We start from the raw sequence: 21158 nt of genomic DNA on the forward strand, positions 1-21158 counted from the left end.
AGCTTAGTCCTTTTATCGGCTCTGCCCAAAATAACAGGCTTACCGGCCTGCCTTTTCTGCTTAAAGATTATATCGAGCTAGTCGAACAAACCGGTCGACAATTTCAGCCCCGAAAACGTGGACGAATAACAAGCTCTCTACCCATAACAGAAAACACAGGCCTTTCAAATACAGACTGGCTCTGGTTAGTTAACAACATTGAAACCAGGTTCACCTCGCGTGTGAGTCTAAATGAGTCAACTCAAAAGCTAGGGCGTGAGCGTCGTCGAGTTATCTAAACATCCACTAGCTTCTGTCACATTTAGAAAAATGACAATTAACCCGTGAAAGTTTTCTTTAGCAAAAGCAAATCATATCTTCAGTTAAATTATTATATCGAAATTTTTTAAGAAAAGTTTGGGTATAATTGTACCCGGCACCGCATGTTTTCGGACCCCGAAGCCCAAGATTTCATCTTAAACATCTAAAGAGATTTAATAAGAGAGTCCTTAAATTTATTAACTCGATATGGATGTCCATGGTTTAGCCTATTCGACATGGATGTCCAAGGTTAATCCATTTTCGACTTATCGAAAGTATAAGGGAAATTACATGGTATTTTAGATGGTTAGTACCAAACAGAGCGTTGTAGCTATAAGCAAAATTCAAACTATCACAAATGGGTGTCTAGCTATTTGTCACCAACCTAAGTGAGTGTCCACCTATTTACCATTTAAAGTGTGAGTGTCCACATCTTTACACGTGAAATTCAAACGCTTTAGTACCTCAACCACAACCTCAGGATGAGTGGCTAAATTCAGACGGAAATAGCCGGGTTTACCGAATTGAGTACCATCGCCCAGTGCCAGTTTGTAGTGGTTAAGCATAAGATATTTTGCATTATCACCTAACCGGCTCGCGTCCAGCCAAGCAAAATAAGTTGCCGGACCTAAGTATAATGAAAATGGTTCACTCAGGTTAGATGTGGATACTATATGACGATTTGCGGCTATAGCCTGCTTCACTGCGTCAAACCAATCTTCACACATACTGCAGGCTGCATTTGTGACAATACTGGCTAATGGGCTGGGCTGCTGATGGTGTCGTTCCACATCTTTCGCCAATCTGTGCTTAATGCCTGAATTAGCTGTGATGATATATGCTGCAGGCCCAATTCCCGCTAAATTAAAGCTTTTTGAGGGCGAACCGAGCATGATGCAGCGTTCAAGTAACTCCGTTGGCAAATTGAGAACGCTATTAACCTGAGTATCAAACCCGAAATCCCGGTGTACTTCGTCGCTAATAAGTACAATGTTATGCTGTTTACAATGCCGGGCTAACGCCTCCAGCTCGTCATAGTTCCAAACACTGCCGGTGGGATTATTTGGCTGGCAGATAAGTATTATTGATACATCGGTAGGCAGATTGGCAATATCGGGGCGATAAGTCTGGCCATTATATTGCCAGTTTAGCTCGACTAACTCGCGCTGCTGCTCGGTTATACTATTAAAAAAAGGTCCATAAACCGGTGAAAATAACGCAATCCGATCTCCCGGTTCAGAGAATATATCAATACACCGCCAAAGGCTGTTGACAACGCTGGCTATGGGCACTATCCAAGAGTCACATGCGGGTACTCCTTGCTGTTTTAGCCAGGAAATAACAGCAGAGCAGATATCGACGTTTTGATACCCCACTTGCTTAGAGTGGAGATACTTAGTTATCGCCTGGCTGACGGGGCGTGGCATTGCCACGTCCATATCGGCAATCCACATGGATAAAATATTATCACCGACGACGCCAAACTTTTGCTCAATACCGTCGTATTTCAGCGAGCCGGTGTGGCTACGGTCAATAAACAGCTTATTTCACCCGTTCAAAGATATTGAATTCAGAAATACTGTGCTGAAATTTGCGTTTTGTTTCACGGATAACAAATTCAATATTTTTTGGTCCGCCTATACGTTTGCAATGAGTGAGTGCAGACTCTAAAGCAGCGGTTGAAGTCAATGTTTCACCCGTATTGTCTTTATAGCCCCCTAGCCATTCATCTCGCTCGGTATACTCTTCTAGCCAGGTAAAGGGCGAAGCGACGACCAGAATTCCATTCATGTTCAGACGCTGCTGTATGTCGGTCGATAACTTACGGGGTGAATAAACCCGATCTAACAGGTTACCTAAAAATATAAGATCATAACCACTGAACTGAGATTTCAGATTGCACGCGTCGCCCTGGGAAAAGAATACTTTATGGGCGACCTCTTCAAGGTCGAAGTCTTTAAGTTTGCGCGATTTAAATGAAGTCAGTTCGCCTTCGTCTATCAAGGTATAGCGCAGCTCTTTACGCTCCTGCATATCCGTAGCAGTTTTAATAAACCGGGCTGAAAAATCAATACCGTGTACTTCATCAAACTGTCGGGCCAGCTCAAATGAACTGCGACCTACCGCACACCCTAAGTCCAGGGCTTTGTTCTGAGCACGGCCTTTGGTGTATTCCAGACATAATTTAGCCGATTGCTGAGCAAAATTAGCTACGCCAAAAAACTGCTGGCCATAATGAAATTCGCTGTATTGTGACACCTGAGTGTCGCTTTCATAATCAAAATCGTTCACAGAAATCTTCTTATCAGATTGTACATACCGAAAACCCGCATGTTGAAAAAAGTGTCGCCGAAAGGCATATCGGCTATCGCGGGTCGCCTCGTTGCCTGTTGAAATCCACGAGCCACCTTTTATTAAATTATGCTTATTATCAAAGGTGGGCGTGGTGAAATCATCATATATTGGATGAACCTGAAATCCATCAAACGGATAAATAGGCGTTTCGGTCCATTGCCAAATATTGCCGGCAACATCAAAAAAGTCTCCATGCGCATTTTTTGTTACCGGTTCGGAAGATGCCGCCCTGGCCAGGTTGATATTCATATTTTCATGAAAGCGCATTTGATCTAATCCACTTTCGTCGCGCAAGCGCTGCCATTCATTCTCGGTAGGCAGACGAATATCCTCGCCCGTCAGGGCTGTTTTAAAATTACAAAAAGCTTTGGCTTCATGATAATTTACATCCACTGGCCAGCTCAAAGGTAGCGGCATTTCCTTTATCATCGCCCGGTACACGTATCCGTTATCTGTATTGCGCCAAAATACCGGGTGGCGGGCCTGCGTGAATTCACGCCACTTCCAGCCTTCATCTTCCCAAAATTCTGAACGGTGATAGCCTTGCGCTTCAACAAACTCCAGAAATTCAGCATTACTTACCAAATATCGGCTCGCCTGAAACTCAGGCACGTTTTCATGTTGATAACCAAATTCATTGTCCCAGCCATACCACGGTGATTTGACTGATTTGTCGTTCTTCACCTCTCCCTGTCTTACCGATCGCAATGTGTTAGCAGGGGCATCGCAGTGAATATCACTTGGCAACCATTGAGGCTGCGGTTTAATAAACCTCAAATCAAGCTGACGAATAAGCACCGAGGAGGTTTCCAGATGTATACGCTCATGCTCGATGCCCATCACCAGCGTCCACATCGGACTCTGCCAATTTATAGGCAACGAAAATTCAATATTGCTGATAATATCACTTACCTTCTCACGAACCGCTGAACGGTAGGCTTTTACTTTAGCGACATCGGGCCAGTCATAGTGAGCTTCATTTAAATCATCCCAGCTCATTTCATCAACGCCAATAGCAAATAACGATTCGAATTCCGGGTCAATTCGCTCATTAATTAGCTTTGCCAGCATTAATTTGTTGATAAAAAAGGTAGCCGTATGGCCATAATAGAAAATCAATGGGTGTCTGAGGTTATCTGGACGCTGATAAAACGCTTCGTCGCTGTTTAAATTTGTGAACAGGCTTTCATAGGTATCAAATGAGTCATGAAAATACGCCAACAATTCTGCGCGTTTTTGTGCAACGGTTCCCTCGTGCAGGTTGGGGGTATGAATGACATTCATGGTACTTCCTCTTACTAAAAGCCGCAAAACTGAACTACGCTCATTTCTGAGGATGAGAAACTCGCAGAACAGTGAAAGTAAATTGGTGTGCGATATCGCAGGTACAAACAACTGTGGTCAGTCAGTTGGTCTTATAAACAACTGTGGTCAGTCAGTTGGTCTTATAATACGCGGCAAAGCTACAACGCTCAGAATAAACAGGTAAGTTAATACGAAAATAATAAATGATTGAGATCAGCAAAGAAAGACATAGAAGCAACCGGGGTATAATAAATCACCCTAATTTATACTTTATTACCTCCATAAAAAAACCCACCAAAAGGTGGGCTTTTTTTATATGGCGGAGAGGGAGGGATTCGAACCCCCGGAAGGTTTGACCCTTCGCCTGATTTCAAGTCAGGTGCATTAAACCGAGCTCTGCCACCTCTCCATAAATTGTGTGTTAACCTGATTAAAGTTAACGAGTGTAAAACTTATCGCTATTACACTGTGAATATCGCTATGCGCTATTCTATAATAAGTTGGCGGAGAGGGAGGGATTCGAACCCCCGGAAGGTTTGACCCTTCGCCTGATTTCAAGTCAGGTGCATTAAACCGAGCTCTGCCACCTCTCCGGCAAGAGATGCGTATCTTAATGAAATTTTGCGTGCTGTAAAGAGGTAATTTGAAAAAAAGTTTTAACTGGTGGTGATTTAGCCAATTTGATGGATGTCTTAATCTTATTGATTATTTTTCATCCCAGGAGCAAAATATTTCGTATAATATATCATTAGAAATACTTGAATTTGGGAACCAAAACCCATACAAATGACTCAAATAGAAAACTTACTGTTTTTTGCTGTTTTTAATCCTGTTGGAGGGAATGATGGATAACCGTTCGATGTATGCTAATGCATCACAGCAGTCGGTGCTGGAAACTAACAAAGTGCTACGAAACACTTACATGCTATTGGCAATGACGCTGGCCTTTAGTGCTGCTTGTGCGGGTGTTGCTATGGCAGTGGGTGTAACAGCTATTCAATCACTGGTGATGATGATAGGTGCATTCATTACGCTATTTGTAGTACATAAAAAGGCTGAATCTGCCTCGGGCATTTATTGGGTGTTTGCCTTCACAGGTCTTATGGGGGCGTCACTTGGGTACACCCTTTCTTATTACCTGAACGTAGGTGGTCCTCTTTTAATCATGCAAGCGTTAGGCGCTACTGCATTAGTATTTTTTGCGCTATCGGGTTATGCCCTGACCACTAAAAAAGACTTCTCCTTCTTAGGCGGCTTCTTAATGGTGGGTCTGGTCGTTGTTATTGTAGCCGGAATCGCCAATATCTTCTTTGCGGTACCCGCAGTTACACTGGCGTTGAATGCGGCAATCGTGTTTATCATGTCAGGACTTATCCTGTTTGATACCAGTCGTATCATCAATGGTGGTGAAACCAATTACCTGCGTGCTACGGTTGCTTTGTACCTGAACATTTATAACCTGTTCACCTCTATGTTGCATCTTTTAGGTGTATTTGGCGGCGACGACTAAATTTTATAACAAGGAAAACACCCCGCCTGCCGGGGTGTTTTTATTTGTATGACTACCTATTCATTATTGATTACGCATTCTCCTTCTGATGTAACACAAACTATTGCTGCTCAGCAATTTGCACAAAATCTTCAGTTGCAAGGCCATCACCTTGACAACATTTTTTTTTATGGCGAAGGAGTATTGCATGCTAATGCCCTTAACCTGGCCCCCAGCGACGAACATGCCACCTACCATCATTGGTGCAACCTGCATCATGCGACTCAATGTCAACTGTTAGTGTGCATTACCGCGGCGATAAAACGGGGTGTAGTCAGCGCTGATGAAGCTAAAGACGACATGCATAATTTGCACAAGCCGTTTGAACAGGCGGGTTTAGGCGAATTTTTTTCAGCTCTTCACCAGTGCAATAAGCTGGTGCAATTCTAATGGCACGTATATTGGTTCGATTTACCCATAGCCCCTATCAGAACAGTCATGCTATCGATGGACTTGAATTTGCCATGTCGGCGACAAATTATGGACATAAGGTATCGGTCTTATTCGAAGGCGATGCGGTATGGATGTGGCAAAGCAATCAACAACCCCCTGTGGGTGTAAAGAATATCCAAAAAAAGCTCAGGGCACTGCCATTATTTGAAGTTGAACCTTGCTATGTGAGCCAGTCTGCAGCTGCCACTCATTGTATTGATATACCTACTAGTCAAGGTATGTTGGTAGACAATGCCCGTATTGTAGAGCTTATTAAAGAAGCAACACACGTGGTGACTTTCTAATGCTAATGGTACTTCAATACAACAATGTAAATTACGACCTTAATCAACAATTGAGTGCGCTTACCCAGGATGATGTTGTTTTGCTGATGTCTGACGCGGTCTACCTGACAATATGTGGTATGGCCGACCTGCAAGCGCAAATAGTGGTGTATGAGCCCGATGCGTTGGCCCGCGGTGTCGCCGTAAGCTGTGGTTATAAAGCGGTCAGCTCAGATGAACTGGTCAGGTTAAACGAAAAATATTCTACCTGGATTAAATGGTAAAAAATGGAACAAGCATATTTCAATTGGCAGGATCAGCAAATTGTACTAGATAAAAACGGCTATTTTCAAAATGTTTCAGACTGGCACGAAGACATGGTGCCCAGGCTGGCTGAAGAGGAGAACATACAGCTAACAGAAGACCATTGGCTGGTTATTCGCTTTGTTCGCCAATTTTATATGGACTACGATACCAGCCCGGCTATACGGGCATTGGTAAACGCAATGAAACAATCTTATGGGCCCGAGAAAGGCAATAGCCGGTATTTACAGCGCTTGTTTCCAAAGGGCCCGGCAAAGCAAGCAACCCGTCTGGCCGGGCTGCCAAAGCCCGCTAAATGCCTTTAGCGTGTTCAATCCTGCAAATTTAGCTATATTTTAGTGAACATCATTGAATGATAGAAAGAAAGAAGCTGAGTGGATTGACGTAGGCGTCTCGAAAAGCTGAAAGTGTCTTGGCTAGTCGTTAGCCGCACTTCTAATCCCGACTCAAAAAAAAGCCCAATGAACTTCATTGGGCTTTTTCATAGTAATATTGCTATCAACTGATATACGGGGATCAATGAATTTTAGCTTTTAAGCTCGCCTGTCGACGATTCAAGATGCGCGCGGACAAACCATTGATACTGCTCTAAGTCTGCAAGCTGACCTGTGATCATATCTTCTGACACGGGATCTATCTCGCTAAGCTCTTCTAATGCTTTGCGGTGATCGCCGTTAACGCCTTTGTATACATTATCCAGCGCTATCAGGTGATCTTTAACCAATGCTCTGCCTAAATCGTAATCGTCCCAACTACGGGCATCTACAATAGATTTAGGTGTCCCTTTCGGCACGCCGCCTAATGTAGCGATACGCTCGGCCAATGTGTCAGTCATACCACGTACCGAGTCGACCTGAGGATCGAGCATCTCATGTACGCCGATAAAATTAGGCCCTACTACGTTCCAGTGTATGTGTTTCAACGTTAGTTGAAGATCTAACAGTGCGGTCAAACGTTGCTGAAGAATATCAATAGTACGCTTCGCCGATTCGTTATCCATACCTGGAGCGGTGAACTCAATATTATTACTCATAGCTTCTCCTGTTTTCGCAATTTGAATGCGTATATAACATTACATAATAATATCAGGTGCAATGCATGTGCCTGTTTTCATCATTGCTCTGCATACCCCCTGCTATCAGTGGTTCAGCCATCATTAGCCTACTGCATACACAACAAGTAAAAATCAAAAATCGCAAAAGCTGCAAACTATCTGTAAATTTTATTGAGTATCAAGTAGCCGCTGAGTGAGAAACGGGTTGAAAAATACCGGGCTTTAAAAAGTACGAGCAGCAATAGATTCTGTACCCTACGCGGCTCGCGAACCTAAGCGCTCAGCCAACAACAGAACATTTTATAGTCGGTAAGCTATATAGGCCTTGTTTATCCGCATGGTTTAAAAAAATCTGGCCGCAGGCTTGTTAGTGGCAAAACTGTAGGTGGATTAATCACAGGGGGATAATAAGCGCCAGTAAATCAGGTAGGTTTTTTACCCTGTATATATTCAAAAGATACTTAGCGAGGAAGGGCCGCACAGACAATGAAGCCAATAATTTGTCTCATTGTCTGTGCGGCTTATTTATGCGCATTCACATTGCTTTTATATGGGTCACGCCACCCATATAATTAACCAGTGCCTCAGGTACTTTTACACTGCCATCAGCCTGCTGATAATTCTCGAGAATGGCGACTAATGTTCTGCCCACCGCCAGACCCGAGCCATTTAACGTATGTAATAATTCGGGTTTGGCCCCTTCAGCACTGCGGTAGCGAGCCTGCATCCGACGAGCCTGAAAATCCAGCATATTTGAACATGAAGAAATTTCGCGATAGGTATTCTGAGCCGGAAGCCATACTTCCAAATCATAGGTTTTAGAGGCACCAAAGCCCATGTCTCCGGTACACAACAACATCTTGCGATAAGGCAGTTCCAGCTTTTGTAAAATAGTTTCCGCATGACCGGTCAGCTCTTCAAGCGCATTAAAACTGTCTTCAGGCTTTACCAGTTGTACCAATTCAACTTTTTCAAATTGGTGCTGGCGAATTAAACCGCGGGTATCGCGACCGTACGAACCCGCTTCACTGCGAAAACAGGGCGTATGCGCGGTGAGCTTTAAAGGCAGCTGACTGGCATTAAAAATTTCATCACGACCAATGTTCGTTAAAGGCACCTCGGCGGTGGGAATTAATGACAGTCCCTGTCCTTCTTCGGTTGCAGGCTGAGTATGAAACAGGTCTTCGCCAAACTTTGGAAGTTGGCCGGTACCATAAAGGCTGTCATGATTGACCAGATAAGGTACATACATTTCTTCATAGCCATGCTCAGCAGTGTGCGTATCAAGCATAAGCTGAGCCAGGGCCCGATGCATACGCGCGATTGCACCCCGCATTACCACAAAGCGACTACCAGTTAACTTAGCAGCAAGTTCAAAGTCGGCCCCACGGTTAAGACCTTCTGCAATATCTACATGATCTTTTGGCTCAAAATCGAACTTTGCAGGGGTGCCCCAGCGGGTCACTTCTTCATTTTCTTCTTCATTGGCGCCTATCGGCACACTGTCATGAGGCAAATTTGGAATGCCCTGGGTTAGCTCGGTAACCTGCTCTTGAACTTTCGCAAATTCTGCTTTAGTGGCATCCAGTTCATCACCCAATTTGCCCACTTCGGCCAGTAACGGCGCAATATCTTCGCCCTGTGATTTTGCTTTACCAATGGACTTACTTCGCACATTCCGTTCGTTTTGCAATTCCTGCATTTGACTTTGCAGTGATTTACGCTGTTCTTCGAGTTTATTAAACGCGTTAACATCCAGCTTAAAACCACGGCTTTCAAGCCGTTTAGCTGTTGCTTCTATATCACTTCGCAAAAACTTGGGATCTAACATGTGCTTATAATTATCCTTTGATTATGGTCATGGCCAACCCTCCCGCCAGCAAACAGATGCCTACATTGAAAATGACATTCAATGCAGCTTTCATCCATAAGCCACTTTGTAGCAGGGCCAGAGTGTCTATTGAAAATGTTGAAAATGTAGTCAGAGCGCCTAATAATCCAACGGCGATAAACGCCCGGTAAGGTGTCTCTGCCAGCTCCTGTCGTTCAAACAGGCCGTATACCAGCGCCAGACAAAACGAACCAAGAATATTCACCGCAAGTGTACCAAATGGCAGGCTTTTTCCAAACCACGAATCAACCTGGCTGGTCAGAAAGTAACGTAAACAAGCTCCCAGCGCGCCTCCTGCAGCAATATAGCCGTATAAAACCACTGTGGCGCTCATAATTTAACGTTTCCGTGTTGCCTGACTATTCAGATTATAAAGATAATCACGTTTTGCTTTGAGTTGTTTTTCGAGGCCCCGGTCAACCGGTTCGTACAACCTTTCCTGTTGCAATTCGGGAGGCAGATATATTTCACCGGCAGCAAATGCATTCGGTTCGTCGTGGGCGTATCGATAACCTTCGCCATGACCTAATTCTTTCATTAGTTTAGTAGGTGCATTGCGAAGATGGTCAGGAACAGGATAATCCGGGGCCTCGCGCGCTAATTTTTTAGCGGCACTGAAGGCTTTATAAACCGCATTGCTTTTTGCCGCGAGTGCGCAGTATACGCTGGCCTGGGCAATCGCACGTTCACCCTCAGCCGGTCCGACCCGATGATATGTATCCCATGCATTCAGGCACAGTTGCAGGGCTCGCGGGTCGGCATTTCCGATATCTTCTGAAGCAATAGCCAATAACCGTCTGGCAACATACAGGGCATCTCCTCCGCCATTCAAAATGCGCGCATACCAATATAAAGCAGCGTCAGGGTCGGACCCACGTACCGACTTGTGAAAGGCTGAAATAAGGTCATAAAAAGCATCGCCCTGCTTATCGTACGCTGCCACTTTTTCACCCACAGCTTGTTCGATATCCGCCAGCACAATAGTGGTGTCGCTGGTAAAGTCGGCGGCCAGCTCTAAATTGGTCAGCAGACGGCGGGCATCACCCCCACTCAGGCCGATAAGCGCGCTGCGAGCGTCTTCAGCGATGTCTAAGCCGCGTTGCCCCAACCCTTTATCACAGTCTTGTAGGGCACGTTCAAGTAACGCGTGTAAATCGTCTTCGGCCAACGCTTTTAGTACGTAAACCCTGGCACGTGACAGCAGTGCTTTGTTCAGCTCAAATGACGGGTTTTCGGTGGTTGCACCCACAAAGGTTACCGTACCCGATTCAACATACGGCAAAAAGGCGTCTTGCTGACTTTTGTTGAAACGGTGAACTTCGTCAACAAACAGCAAGGTACGCTGATTATAGCGCACGTCTTCCTGGGCTTTATCCATTGCAGCGCGAACCTCTTTAACCCCTGAGGTAACCGCGGATAACCGAATAACATTAGCATGAGTGTAGCTAGCAATTAATTCAGCCAACGTTGTCTTGCCAGTGCCGGGAGGCCCCCATAAAATCATGGAATGACAATGACCCGCCTCCAGCATTTTACGCAGCGGTTTGTCTGCCCCTACCAAATGTGACTGACCCGAGTACTCATCTAACGTCACCGGTCGCATTCTTGCTGCCAGCGGAGCAAAAGGCTCTTCGTCTTTAAAAAGCATTAACGCTGGTCGTCTATGGTGTAAGTATCATCAATAGTCACCTCAAAATTTGACAGCTGTGGCGTAAATTGTGTTTCGATCGCTGTAAATTTTAACTCGCTGGTTTGCTCTTGCGCATCTTTCATACTCAGGGCTACTAAGCTATGTTCATCAAACACAAGCTGAAGTTGTTGAATTTGGCTATCACTGTTTTTAGGAGTAACGGTGAATGTGTCTTCATGAGGCTGAGTAATACGAAACTGTTGCCATTTTTCACTGTCGTTACTGGTGAGCAATATAATAGGGTTATTTTCTATTGCCCGGCTTTGCTCAATAATAGTCACCTGCTCAACAAACGTGTCCACGTTCCAAACCGCCCGTCCATCTGCAATCAGTAAGGTTTCGTCCGGTGACTTTGTTTGCCACCTGAGTTTGTCGGGGCGTGCCATAGTCAGCTGACCATTAGCCTGATGCACTGTATTGCCTTGCAGGTCTGTTACCTGTTGCGAAAAGTCGGCTCGAAACTGCTGCATCTGATTGAGCCGCTGTTGCAAAGCCTGCTTTGCCTGCTCGTCGGCTAAAGCAGAAAAAACTGTTGTACTTAACGCGCCGGCAAGTACTAATCTGGAAAAAAAGTTCATTGTATTATTAATCCTTAGGCGGGGGCGGCGCCATTACTTCACGATTGCCATTGTGGCCGGGTGAACTTACGACACCGCTAGCTTCCATTTGTTCGACTAATCTTGCGGCCCGGTTGTATCCGATACGGAATTTGCGCTGGACACCCGAGACACTGGCCCGGCGGCTTTCGGTGACGTAGGCCACGGCTTCATCATAAAATTCGTCAACTTCCTGGTCGGCGCCTTCTGGCTGCTCACCGGGTAACAGAACTTCGGCCGAAGTCTCACCGTTTAATATCTCATCAATGTACTCGGGCTCACCGCGTTTCTTCCAGTCGGCCACCACAGCGTGTACTTCATGGTCATCTACAAATGCACCATGCACCCGCGTCGGTACCGGGCTGCCCGGCGGCAAGTACAACATATCACCCATCCCCAGCAAGGCCTCGGCCCCTTGCTGATCTAATATCGTTCTTGAATCTATTTTACTGGAAACCTGAAAACCAATCCGGGTAGGAATATTGGCTTTGATTAAGCCGGTAATGACATCGACCGACGGCCTTTGGGTAGCTAATACCAGATGTATTCCGGCAGCCCGGGCTTTTTGGGCGATACGAGCGATCAGTTCTTCAACTTTTTTGCCTACAATCATCATCATATCGGCAAATTCGTCAACCACCACCACAATGGCCGGTAGCTTTTCAAGGTCAGGCGGTGCGGTATCCATACTTTCTTCGGCCCGCCATAATGGATCTTTAATTGGATTACCGTCAGCAATTGCCTGCGCTATTTTAGCGTTGTAACCTTTTAAATTTCTTACGCCTAACGCGGACATAAGCTTATAGCGCCGTTCCATCTCGCCTACACACCAACGTAGGGCATTAGCCGCCTCTTTCATATCAGTGACCACTTCTGAAAGTAAATGCGGTATGCCTTCATACACCGATAATTCGAGCATTTTGGGGTCGATCATAATCATTCGAACATCTTCTGGGGTCGACTTATACAGCAGGCTCAATATCATCACGTTGACCCCCACCGACTTACCAGACCCGGTAGTACCAGCAACCAAAACGTGAGGCATTTTCGCCAAATCGACCACCACGGGTTTTCCGCTAATGTCTGAACCCAACACCATAGTGAGTGCAGATGGGTTACTTTGGAAAGTTTCGCAACTGATTACTTCACTCAGACGCACCATTTCACGTGTTTTATTAGGCAACTCCAGCCCTATTACCGACTTGCCCGGAATCACTTCCACAACCCGCACCGAAATAGCTGACATTGCGCGCGCCAAATCTTTCGATAAGCCGGTAATTTTGCTTACCTTAACGCCAGGGGCAAGGTCTAATTCAAAGCGTGTGATAACCGGTCCGGGATATACTCCAACCACATTGGCTTCAATATTAAAGTCGGCCAGCTTTTCTTCTACCAGTCTGGAAACTGCATCAAGCTCTTCCTGGGTAATTGGATTTTCATGTTTATCGGGCCGTTCAAGTAAATCGAAGGAAGGCATGGGCGCTACGTCTGTGGTCTCATTGCCAGGCTCCTGCGCGCCGCCCTGCCCCGCTCGTTTAGATTGCTGACTGCTATCGGCAATATTATCCACCAGTTTAGCCGCCTGAGACTCTTCTGCTAAGGCCGAATCGGGCGGGGTCGCGCTGCCTTTCATTTTTTCTTTTAATGATGATAATGAAAACCGGGATTTGTCAGACGCTGCGGCGGACTCAGCTATAGCCGGTGCCTCGGGCTCGCTATGGCCCTGCGCTACCCTATCACCATGCAAAGCAGCACCTGAATTGCTGTTTCTGGGTTGCTGTGGTGACTGGGTCTCAGTTTTGGTCGGGTTATTGGCTTGATTAGTTGCAGTTACCTGCGGTTCAGGCTGCTCAAAAGTTGGAGTTTCGTCGTCAAATTCAAACACTTCATCAGGAATGCCAAAAGTGGGCTCTTCACGGGTTTTTGAAGCGCTGGTTGGTTCAGGGCCAGAGCGAACTGCATGCGGCTCGGCGCGCATACTGGTAATATCCAGCTCGTCACTGTATCCGGACGATTCTTTTTTACCCAGCGACGGCAGTGCTAAACGTGGCATTTGTATATCGAGTATCTGCGCCGGTGCCTCTATTAATTTACGACCCGACCATAAGACCCACTGGCCCGTACTATCGATTATAGTCAGCCAGCTAATCCCCGTCAGCAGCGTGAAACCGGTACAAAAGAAACACAGCAGTAACAGTACCGTTCCGGGTGTATTAAAATATGGAATAAGCGCAGAGCTGATAACATCACCAACAAAACCGCCGGCCGAAAAATTAAACAAATCGTTAAAATTGACACTGGCAATGCCTGAGATGCCAAGGCAGATGAGCAACGCCCCGATAATTCTAAGGCCAATAGTCAGATAATCAAATTCCTGGATGTGTTTAACATGCTGAAATAAAAACCAGCCTAAAAAAGCACTACAGAACGGCAATAAATAGGCTAGAAAGCCAAAACTAAACAGCAGCAAGTCGGCAATCCAGGCGCCAGTCGCCCCCACCCAGTTATGAATGTCTAATTGTAAACCAGCCTGACTCCACCCTGGGTCGCCAGGATGAAAAGAGGCCAGTGCCAGCAACAAATAAAAAGCAAACACGCAGGCAATGATCATACCTGCTTCCAGCAAACGCTGAATTCCGGAAAGTCGCGCCATATCTCTCAAATCTTATCAACCGTTATGGTGCAGCTACGCACGTTAAAAACATCAGCATCCATGACCTTAAAGGCGTGTATGGCCCATTAAGACTGGCTACGGTTCTACTCTATTGTGGCAAAGCCTAACACAAAGTTAAACTTTGCACCTATTATAAAGCTGTACAAAAACACAGATTTATTATTTCAGGTTAATTCGCAACCGACTGGTGCTTTTAACCTCTTCCATGACTACATAAGTACGCGATTCGCTAACCCCAGGCAAACGCAATAGCGTATCGCCTAACAGCTTTCGATAACTCGACATATCTGCCACCCGGGTTTTTAACAGAAAATCAAAATCGCCTGATACCAAATGACATTCTTGGATGTCTTCATGCTGTTGTACCGCAGCAGAAAATTCGGCGAAGATGTCTACCGAGGTTTTACTCAGGGTGATCTCAACAAACACCAGCATTGCCGCGCCTAATTTGTTGGGGTCTACGGTGGCATGGTAGCCGGTAATATACCCTTGATTTTCGAGCCTGCGTACACGCTCCAGACATGGACTGGCACTTAACCCTACCACTTTTGCCAGCTCTACATTAGAGATGCGACCGTCGCGCTGTAATACGGTCAGAATATTACGATCAATTCTGTCAACATCTTTGGGGGTTTTGACTAGCACAGTAAATCCTGTTGTTTCCGCTTTTTACAGTATAATACCCTGCCCTGGCATAATTTTCAGCACATACTTCGATTTCATAACCAGTATACTGCGCCCACATAAATCAAAAATTATGAGGCAAGTTATGTTGGTAGGTGTACCGAAGGAAATTAAGAATCATGAATACCGGGTGGGATTAACGCCTGCTGCGGTGAAGGAATTTGTAACCCACGGGCATCAGGTGTTGGTAGAGACCATCGCCGGAGACGCCATTGGTTTTACCGACGAGATGTACAAAGAAGCGGGTGCGACCATTGCCGGTTCTGCTCAACAGGTTTTCGCTGAAGCAGAAATGATTGTAAAAGTGAAAGAACCTCAGCCTAACGAATGTAAAATGCTACGCAAAGGCCAAACCCTTTATACTTACCTTCACCTGGCCCCCGACCCAGAGCAGACTCGTCTGTTGGTAGAGTCTGGTGCAACTTGTATAGCCTATGAAACCGTTACTGACAGTCATGGCGGTTTGCCATTGTTAGCACCGATGAGCGAAGTTGCCGGACGCATGTCGGTTCAGGCGGGTGCACATTATCTGCAAAAAGCTCAGGGTGGCTCGGGTACATTGTTAGGTGGCGTTCCGGGTGTAGCGCCTGGCAAGGTGCTGGTTATCGGTGGTGGTGTCGTGGGCACTAACGCGGCAAAAATGGCGTTAGGTTTAGGCGCAGATGTTACTATTTTAGACCGTTCTTTGCCCCGTTTGCGTCAGCTTGATGATATTTTTTCTGGCCGGGTGAAAACCGTATTTTCTACTGTTGATGCCATTGAGCATTATTCATCACACGCTGACCTGGTAGTAGGCGCGGTTCTTATTCCTGGCGCGGCCGCTCCAAAACTGCTTAATCGCGAACAAATTGCAGCCATGAAACCTGGCTCGGTACTGGTTGATGTTGCCATTGATCAGGGCGGGTGCTTTGAGACTTCTAGAGCTACTACGCATCAAGACCCTGTCTACGTTATTGATAATGTGGTGCATTACTGTGTAGCTAACATGCCTGGCGGTGTGGCGCGTACTTCAACTATGGCGCTGAATAATGCTACCTTACCATTTGGGTTAGCCCTGGCGAACAAAGGCCCCGTCAAAGCGATGCTGGATGATGCCCACCTACGCGCTGGTCTGAATACTCATGAAGGTAAAGTGACCTACAAAGCAGTCGTTGATGCATTAGGCGAAAAATTAAATCTTACCTATGTGCCTGCTGAAGAAGCATTGCGCAGATAAGCCTATCCAGGATGGGACAAACCAATAATGAAAAAGCCCTATAACGGGCTTTTTTTGTTTGTATTGCTTTTAGTTATGCAGGCTTTGATTAATCCTGGCTAACGCGGCCGAGGGTTGAGCTGCCTGAGTGATAGGTCGCCCCATAACCAGATAGCTTACCCCGCTGCTCATAGCCTGAGTCGGCGTCATGATCCGTTTTTGATCGCCTGTATTGCTTCCCTCAGGACGGATGCCTGGGGTTACCAGTAAAAAGTGGTCTGAGGTACAACTTCGTAACATCGATGCTTCGTGGCCTGAGCATACGACACCATCTAAACCCGCCGCCTGAGCCAATAAGCCCAGCTTTTTCACCTGTTCATCTGTAGTGGTGTGACCAATGACATCATCAAGCTGGGCCTGGTCCATACTGGTGAGTACCGTCACCGCGATAAGTTTTGTCTGAGGGTGAGCACTTTTATCAATTGCCTCTCGCGCCGCCAGCATCATAGGTTTGCCACCGCTTGCGTGCACGTTGACCATCCACACGCCCAGCTCGGCCGCTGCCTTACATGCCTTGGCAACCGTATTGGGAATATCATGAAATTTCAGATCTAAAAATACATCAAACTGTTTATCAACCAGCGTTTTGACAAACTCAGGCCCAAACAGCGTGAACATTTCTTTTCCAACTTTCAAGCGGCAGACGGTAGGATCAACCTGCTTCAGAAAGTTTAATGCCTGCTCTTTATTATCATAATCTAGTGCCACTATGACTTTGGGATCTTCTGCGCTCACGTTACTCTCCGTCTAATCCTTTTATTGGCTTTACAACATTCCACTTCTTGCAGGAAGGACACAGCCAATACAACTTGCGTCCTGAAAAACCACAACTGACACAGCGGTATTTCGGGCGTAGTGCTATCTGGTTTTCAACCAACTCTTTTAGTAATTTTAAACTGTCTGCTGACGCCTGATCTTGCACCTGGTCAATATACAAACTCATAAGGGTTTTGAACCCCTTCATTGTAGGACGTTTGCGTAACTGATCTAACAAATACTCTGCAGCCGAGCCGGTCTCACCTTCTCGCAGCATGACATCTACCATCGCCAGATAAGAGGTAGCACACTCTTGCCAATGCGACTCCAGTTCTTCAGCAAAACGTCGCCATTCGCCGGTTTCCTGGGCTATAGTCTCTAATTTTGGAACCGCTTCACTAAACCAGCTAATATCACGTTCGGCCACTTGCAGAAGGTATTCAATGGCATCGTCATACCGTTGCTGTTGCAAAGCGATATCGCCCAGCATAAGCCAGGGCCTGACTGCGCGCTCATCAGCATTAACGGCTTTTTGCAATAAACCCAAAGCTTGTCTGTGCTCTTCTGCTCGCTGTTCTATGAGCGCTTGTTCGCAATAAAAATGGGCAAGACGCTCACTAACATCATCATTATCACCGTGACACTCGACCATACGCTCGGCAAGCTCTATGGCGCGATGCCATTCTTTGGTGGTCTGATAAATATTGAAAAGTTGCTGACGGGCAATAACGTAGTGCTTATCACTATTTAGCAATTGCAAAAAGGCATTTTCGGCGCGCTCTAAAAAACCGGCCTGAACATAATCCATACCCAGTTCTTTAAGGGCGTTTTCACGTTGCGTAGTTTGGATTTCTTCTTTAGCTACCAGATTTTGATGTACGCGAATAGCCCGGTCAATTTCTCCACGATGGCGAAAGAAGTTTCCCATGGCTATGTGGGTCTCTACCGTATCACTGTTCAGGTTGATCATTTTGATCAAGGTGTCGACCGCTTTATCGGGTTGATCTGACAGTAAAAAATTTAAGCCACGAAAATAATGTTTAGAAAGAATACTAGATTGTTCACGCTGCGCCTGACGCACACTATTACGGCCCATAATCCAGCCATAACCAGCAGCAACAGGAAGTAAAAGAAACAGCAGCTCTAGCATGTTAGTGTTCTTTCAGTGCTTTCTTCAAACGGCTACGGGTCGTCGTCAGTTGAAGGCGTAAACTCAGCCAGCTGGTAAGCATAATCAGAAAGCCAATTGTTACACCTATCATCAGCGCTATAGCAATAAGCGTGGATACACGCATTTGTGCTTGAGCAATTAAATAATTAACTGATATCACTGATTCGTTTTGAGAGCCTATAGCAAACGCTAATACTAACAAAACCACAATAATTAAAAGTGAAAAAATTCCTTTCAATGCCTGACCCTTAAGAACCTAAAGTGCTACTGAGCATAGCAAATTGAACGCCGTGTTGATATGTATTGTTCGCAAAAAACAGTGTAAATGTAAACCTTAAGAGGTCTTTTTAACGCCGCGGGGTAAACTTTGATTTGCAGCGACTTCGGTAGACTTAGAAGCCGGTGGTTGAGGAATAGGTCGCAATCGACCTGCCAGAATAGCAGTTTGTAATACCGACTCATTAGTCAGATAAATAATATGGGTATAGGCACTTTGCATATTTAATAGCCGTTCATAGAAATTTTTATCTACTTTTGACAATAAAGCTAATCGCTTTTTAATCAAAGACGGTGATGTTTCAGCACAGCGCTGAACCTCAACCCGGGTAGCACACAGTTCTATTTTATCTTCGGCAAGGTGGCGAATCATTTGCTGCCGTATAGCTTTGTAGCAATAATCAGCATAGTTAACATAAACAAGTTTATTGTCTGATTTACGCTGACAATGAATGACAGAGGTCTGATTGATTTCGGCTTTTAACAAGCGTTGTAGTAACGCCGATTTGGGCTTACTTTGTCCTTGATCTGCAAAAAAACCGTGCAGCGGCGCAATATTGTTCTCTTGATTGAATGGATAGAGATCCTGTGAACTGTCTGTCAGATATAAGGTTTTAATACGATCTAGCAAAAACCGGTTCGCTACACACAGTAATGAGGCTGAAGGATGTTCTCTTACGGCCATCTCCCATATAAATCGATAGCGATTGCGGCTCATTCTTGCCGCGTCGCGAGGTTTAAAATATGAAGGGTTCTCATTAATAAATAGCGCAAAAGCAGACGAAGTTTTTTCCACCGTTTTCAGGCGTACAATTTGCCGCTTTTCACAATAATGTACTACCTGGTACTTTTCATTTTTAATCTTCAGGTCTGCAATACTGACTTTCAGCACTGCCGGCAATAAATTTGTATCCGGCTCATTAAGTTTTACTCTGATCCCTTTTAAAGACACATCCAACACTGTTGCGTTTACCGAACGCAACAGCCCAAGCTTAATGGTTGCGTTTTTTTCTACTTCATACCTGGCTTCCTGACGGCGGTCCAAATTATCATCCATAACCACCTGGATATCCCACAAATGGTTATCGGCTTGCAGGTTTTGATGTACCGGTCCCATCTGACAAGCTTCGGTTAGACCCAATGGGTCAATTTGATGACTAATATCAGTGAAAAATAGGAGGTTTGAGCAGCGGTTTAATTCTTCATGTTGGTTAAGAGCTATATCATGCATCGCAAAAGCAACATTTTTAATATCAGCAGAGGTTTTCACCCAGCGGCATTGATAGCATTGAAAACCTTTGCTTTTGCTAAGTAAATGTAAGACAGGAATAAACAAATTCGAGGCCAGAAGCTGCCTATGAGTCGCGTTTATCTTCAGGGTACCGCGCCGGGTTGTTATTTCGCCACATAGCAAAAAAGCTTCATTAAATGTCTCAAGTTCTTTTGTTAATAGTTCAAAATTATGTTTTCCAGAAAACGCCGCCAGAGAAGTAAATCCCTTATTGTAGTGCTGGTTTTTTTTGGTAAATAAGGCGGACCTGGGCGTTAAGACTCCATTCTCATTGTTAACTTGTATTGCAACCCAGGGGCTATTGGCAACAATGCGGTCTCGCTCCAAATCTTGCATCGCACGTTCTAATTCTAATTCGCGCTTAAGTGGTTGCTGATAGGTATTACTTTCGATGTATTTTTTTATATGCGCGCGGGTTTTCTCATTTACCTGTGCGTCGATAGAAAAGTGGCTTTCGTATCTATCGGTTTCTTTGTTAAATGTGAGTTTATCCAGTTTGTAGCTAACGGTAGTGTCTTTGTTTTGCAAAAAGACTTCGGGCAATGTGAATTCGTAAACCTCCCCCTCTTTGGCTTTAGGTGGCCTTTTGGTTTCAGTCACTACCTTGTCGTAACTTAGTGATGTAACCGTACTGCTTCGGCCTTTATCAAAATCGTTACAAGCAATCTGAAAATTAGGTGCTATAGCAATGTCATTACCAAATTGAATATCACTTTGCGACTGGCTTTCAATAGTAAATGCATCGACTATTTTCCGGTATTGCTCTTTCTTTATCTGAGCCTGATAAAATTCTGAATTCGTAAGTGATTCAAAAACCCCTACTGTATAGCGGTTTTGATACAATGAAGATTCTGTTTTCAGTATATTTGCACCCACTTTATCGAGGCGCATATCAATACCGAAGTGTTTGAATTTGAATACCGGAAACTGTGCGAAGTGCGAGTTATCTGCTGGAGCATCGGTCAACGATGTTAACCGGGTAACTTCATCACGAATAGTCTTGCGAACATTGGTAGGAATACGACCCGAAAAGCGGTTTAGCCCTTCGAGCAAACGGTTTTCCTGTTCATAAGGTATCAATGCTCGAATCAAAGCATGATATTGTTTAATTACTTGTGCTTCTTCGCCAGCCATGGCCATCGTTATTATTATTGTAGGCGGCGGTTAATATATAACTATTTAATTTTAGTGGTCAACTAATCACCGCTTATCCGGTGAAAATAATTCATAAAAAAGTATTAAATAGCGTAAAGCATTCGGCAACCAATAAA

19 protein-coding genes, 2 tRNA genes and 1 pseudogene are annotated in these 21158 nt (G+C 45.2%); 7 read left to right on the top strand and 15 right to left on the bottom strand.

What is annotated here, in order from left to right:
- Positions 1–278 (top strand): annotated as a pseudogene (locus JK130_RS13880) (hypothetical protein); the annotation flags it as partial.
- A 423-nt stretch (positions 279–701) separates the two neighbouring features.
- Here JK130_RS13880 and JK130_RS13885 read toward each other — a convergent pair.
- The 4 genes from JK130_RS13885 to JK130_RS13900 form a co-directional block, all read right to left on the bottom strand.
- On the bottom strand, positions 702–1727 hold the full coding sequence (locus tag JK130_RS13885) for an aminotransferase class I/II-fold pyridoxal phosphate-dependent enzyme (protein ID WP_218354928.1): 1026 nt from the start codon (positions 1725–1727) through the stop codon (positions 702–704).
- Between the two features lie 115 nt (positions 1728–1842).
- Positions 1843–3939: a 5-histidylcysteine sulfoxide synthase gene (gene ovoA, locus JK130_RS13890; RefSeq protein WP_218354929.1), complete on the bottom strand. Its 2097-nt coding sequence runs from the start codon at positions 3937–3939 to the stop codon at positions 1843–1845.
- 338 nt (positions 3940–4277) lie between these two features.
- Positions 4278–4369: transfer RNA gene (locus JK130_RS13895), tRNA-Ser, on the bottom strand.
- Between the two features lie 92 nt (positions 4370–4461).
- Positions 4462–4553 (bottom strand) — tRNA-Ser (locus JK130_RS13900).
- A gap of 251 nt (positions 4554–4804) precedes the next feature.
- On the opposite strand from JK130_RS13900, the gene JK130_RS13905 reads away from it, so the two are divergent.
- The 5 genes from JK130_RS13905 to JK130_RS13925 are packed head-to-tail and all read left to right on the top strand — an operon-like array spanning position 4805 to position 6854.
- Positions 4805–5470, top strand: a complete 666-nt coding sequence (locus tag JK130_RS13905) for a Bax inhibitor-1/YccA family protein (protein ID WP_218354987.1) — start codon at positions 4805–4807, stop codon at positions 5468–5470.
- 48 nt (positions 5471–5518) lie between these two features.
- Complete coding sequence (tusD, locus tag JK130_RS13910; protein WP_218354930.1) at positions 5519–5899, top strand: sulfurtransferase complex subunit TusD; 381 nt, start codon at positions 5519–5521, stop codon at positions 5897–5899.
- Positions 5899–6246 (top strand): DsrE family protein, encoded by a 348-nt coding sequence (locus JK130_RS13915; RefSeq protein WP_218354931.1) that lies wholly within the window; start codon positions 5899–5901, stop codon positions 6244–6246. Before tusD ends, JK130_RS13915 begins: the two co-directional genes overlap by 1 nt.
- The gene (locus tag JK130_RS13920) at positions 6246–6509 is read left to right on the top strand and encodes a DsrH/TusB family sulfur metabolism protein (protein ID WP_218354932.1); all 264 of its coding nucleotides are present in this window, start codon (positions 6246–6248) and stop codon (positions 6507–6509) included. The genes JK130_RS13915 and JK130_RS13920 overlap by 1 nt, the downstream gene beginning before the upstream one ends.
- Before the next feature lie 3 nt (positions 6510–6512).
- On the top strand, positions 6513–6854 hold the full coding sequence (locus JK130_RS13925) for a TusE/DsrC/DsvC family sulfur relay protein (RefSeq protein WP_218354933.1): 342 nt from the start codon (positions 6513–6515) through the stop codon (positions 6852–6854).
- A gap of 221 nt (positions 6855–7075) precedes the next feature.
- Here the strand turns inward: JK130_RS13925 and dps are convergent, their stop codons facing one another.
- The 7 genes from dps to lrp form a co-directional block, all read right to left on the bottom strand.
- Positions 7076–7603 carry a DNA starvation/stationary phase protection protein Dps gene (dps, locus tag JK130_RS13930; protein WP_343211006.1) on the bottom strand — a complete coding sequence of 176 codons (528 nt, stop codon included), beginning with the start codon at positions 7601–7603 and terminating at the stop codon, positions 7076–7078.
- A 535-nt stretch (positions 7604–8138) separates the two neighbouring features.
- Positions 8139–9434: a serine--tRNA ligase gene (gene serS, locus JK130_RS13935; RefSeq protein ID WP_218354935.1), complete on the bottom strand. Its 1296-nt coding sequence runs from the start codon at positions 9432–9434 to the stop codon at positions 8139–8141.
- Between the two features lie 10 nt (positions 9435–9444).
- Positions 9445–9828, bottom strand: a complete 384-nt coding sequence (crcB, locus tag JK130_RS13940; RefSeq protein ID WP_218354936.1) for a fluoride efflux transporter CrcB — start codon at positions 9826–9828, stop codon at positions 9445–9447.
- A 3-nt stretch (positions 9829–9831) separates the two neighbouring features.
- Positions 9832–11142 (bottom strand): replication-associated recombination protein A, encoded by a 1311-nt coding sequence (locus JK130_RS13945; protein ID WP_218354937.1) that lies wholly within the window; start codon positions 11140–11142, stop codon positions 9832–9834.
- Positions 11142–11762 carry an outer membrane lipoprotein periplasmic chaperone LolA gene (lolA, locus tag JK130_RS13950; protein ID WP_218354938.1) on the bottom strand — a complete coding sequence of 207 codons (621 nt, stop codon included), beginning with the start codon at positions 11760–11762 and terminating at the stop codon, positions 11142–11144. Before lolA ends, JK130_RS13945 begins: the two co-directional genes overlap by 1 nt.
- 7 nt (positions 11763–11769) lie before the next feature.
- Positions 11770–14433 (bottom strand): DNA translocase FtsK, encoded by a 2664-nt coding sequence (locus JK130_RS16785; RefSeq protein ID WP_218354939.1) that lies wholly within the window; start codon positions 14431–14433, stop codon positions 11770–11772.
- A gap of 180 nt (positions 14434–14613) precedes the next feature.
- A complete protein-coding gene (lrp, locus tag JK130_RS13960) occupies positions 14614–15099 on the bottom strand; it encodes a leucine-responsive transcriptional regulator Lrp (protein ID WP_218354940.1) in 486 nt (161 codons plus the stop codon).
- 124 nt (positions 15100–15223) lie between these two features.
- Here lrp and ald point away from each other — a divergent pair, with 124 nt between their 5' ends.
- A complete protein-coding gene (ald, locus tag JK130_RS13965) occupies positions 15224–16354 on the top strand; it encodes an alanine dehydrogenase (protein ID WP_218354941.1) in 1131 nt (376 codons plus the stop codon).
- 69 nt (positions 16355–16423) lie between these two features.
- On the opposite strand, the gene pyrF is transcribed toward ald, so the two are convergent.
- The 4 genes from pyrF to JK130_RS13985 all read right to left on the bottom strand — a co-directional run bounded on the left by pyrF (position 16424) and on the right by JK130_RS13985 (position 21021).
- Positions 16424–17128 (bottom strand): orotidine-5'-phosphate decarboxylase, encoded by a 705-nt coding sequence (gene pyrF, locus JK130_RS13970; protein WP_218354942.1) that lies wholly within the window; start codon positions 17126–17128, stop codon positions 16424–16426.
- A gap of 1 nt (position 17129) precedes the next feature.
- Positions 17130–18299 (bottom strand): lipopolysaccharide assembly protein LapB, encoded by a 1170-nt coding sequence (lapB, locus tag JK130_RS13975; RefSeq protein WP_218354943.1) that lies wholly within the window; start codon positions 18297–18299, stop codon positions 17130–17132.
- Between the two features lies 1 nt (position 18300).
- Positions 18301–18558, bottom strand: coding sequence for a LapA family protein (locus JK130_RS13980; RefSeq protein WP_218354944.1), 258 nt, complete (start codon positions 18556–18558; stop codon positions 18301–18303).
- Positions 18559–18654: 96 nt separating this feature from the next.
- Positions 18655–21021 carry a PilZ domain-containing protein gene (locus JK130_RS13985; RefSeq protein ID WP_218354945.1) on the bottom strand — a complete coding sequence of 789 codons (2367 nt, stop codon included), beginning with the start codon at positions 21019–21021 and terminating at the stop codon, positions 18655–18657.
- Positions 21022–21158 lie beyond the last annotated feature (137 nt).

The organism is Alteromonas lipotrueiana, from assembly GCF_019249245.1.
Lineage (GTDB): Bacteria > Pseudomonadota > Gammaproteobacteria > Enterobacterales > Alteromonadaceae > Alteromonas > Alteromonas lipotrueiana.

Bases quoted from the DNA above. Each gene is read 5' to 3' on its own strand.
- JK130_RS13885 (WP_218354928.1), bottom strand. From the start codon at position 1,727: ATGCCACGCCCCGTCAGCCAGGCGATAACTAAGTATCTCCACTCTAAG.
- ovoA (WP_218354929.1), bottom strand. From the start codon at position 3,939: ATGAATGTCATTCATACCCCCAACCTGCACGAGGGAACCGTTGCACAA.
- JK130_RS13905 (WP_218354987.1), top strand. From the start codon at position 4,805: ATGGATAACCGTTCGATGTATGCTAATGCATCACAGCAGTCGGTGCTG.
- tusD (WP_218354930.1), top strand. From the start codon at position 5,519: ATGACTACCTATTCATTATTGATTACGCATTCTCCTTCTGATGTAACA.
- JK130_RS13915 (WP_218354931.1), top strand. From the start codon at position 5,899: ATGGCACGTATATTGGTTCGATTTACCCATAGCCCCTATCAGAACAGT.
- JK130_RS13920 (WP_218354932.1), top strand. From the start codon at position 6,246: ATGCTAATGGTACTTCAATACAACAATGTAAATTACGACCTTAATCAA.
- JK130_RS13925 (WP_218354933.1), top strand. From the start codon at position 6,513: ATGGAACAAGCATATTTCAATTGGCAGGATCAGCAAATTGTACTAGAT.
- serS (WP_218354935.1), bottom strand. From the start codon at position 9,434: ATGTTAGATCCCAAGTTTTTGCGAAGTGATATAGAAGCAACAGCTAAA.
- crcB (WP_218354936.1), bottom strand. From the start codon at position 9,828: ATGAGCGCCACAGTGGTTTTATACGGCTATATTGCTGCAGGAGGCGCG.
- JK130_RS13945 (WP_218354937.1), bottom strand. From the start codon at position 11,142: ATGCTTTTTAAAGACGAAGAGCCTTTTGCTCCGCTGGCAGCAAGAATG.
- lolA (WP_218354938.1), bottom strand. From the start codon at position 11,762: ATGAACTTTTTTTCCAGATTAGTACTTGCCGGCGCGTTAAGTACAACA.
- JK130_RS16785 (WP_218354939.1), bottom strand. From the start codon at position 14,433: ATGGCGCGACTTTCCGGAATTCAGCGTTTGCTGGAAGCAGGTATGATC.
- ald (WP_218354941.1), top strand. From the start codon at position 15,224: ATGTTGGTAGGTGTACCGAAGGAAATTAAGAATCATGAATACCGGGTG.
- lapB (WP_218354943.1), bottom strand. From the start codon at position 18,299: ATGCTAGAGCTGCTGTTTCTTTTACTTCCTGTTGCTGCTGGTTATGGC.
- JK130_RS13985 (WP_218354945.1), bottom strand. From the start codon at position 21,021: ATGGCTGGCGAAGAAGCACAAGTAATTAAACAATATCATGCTTTGATT.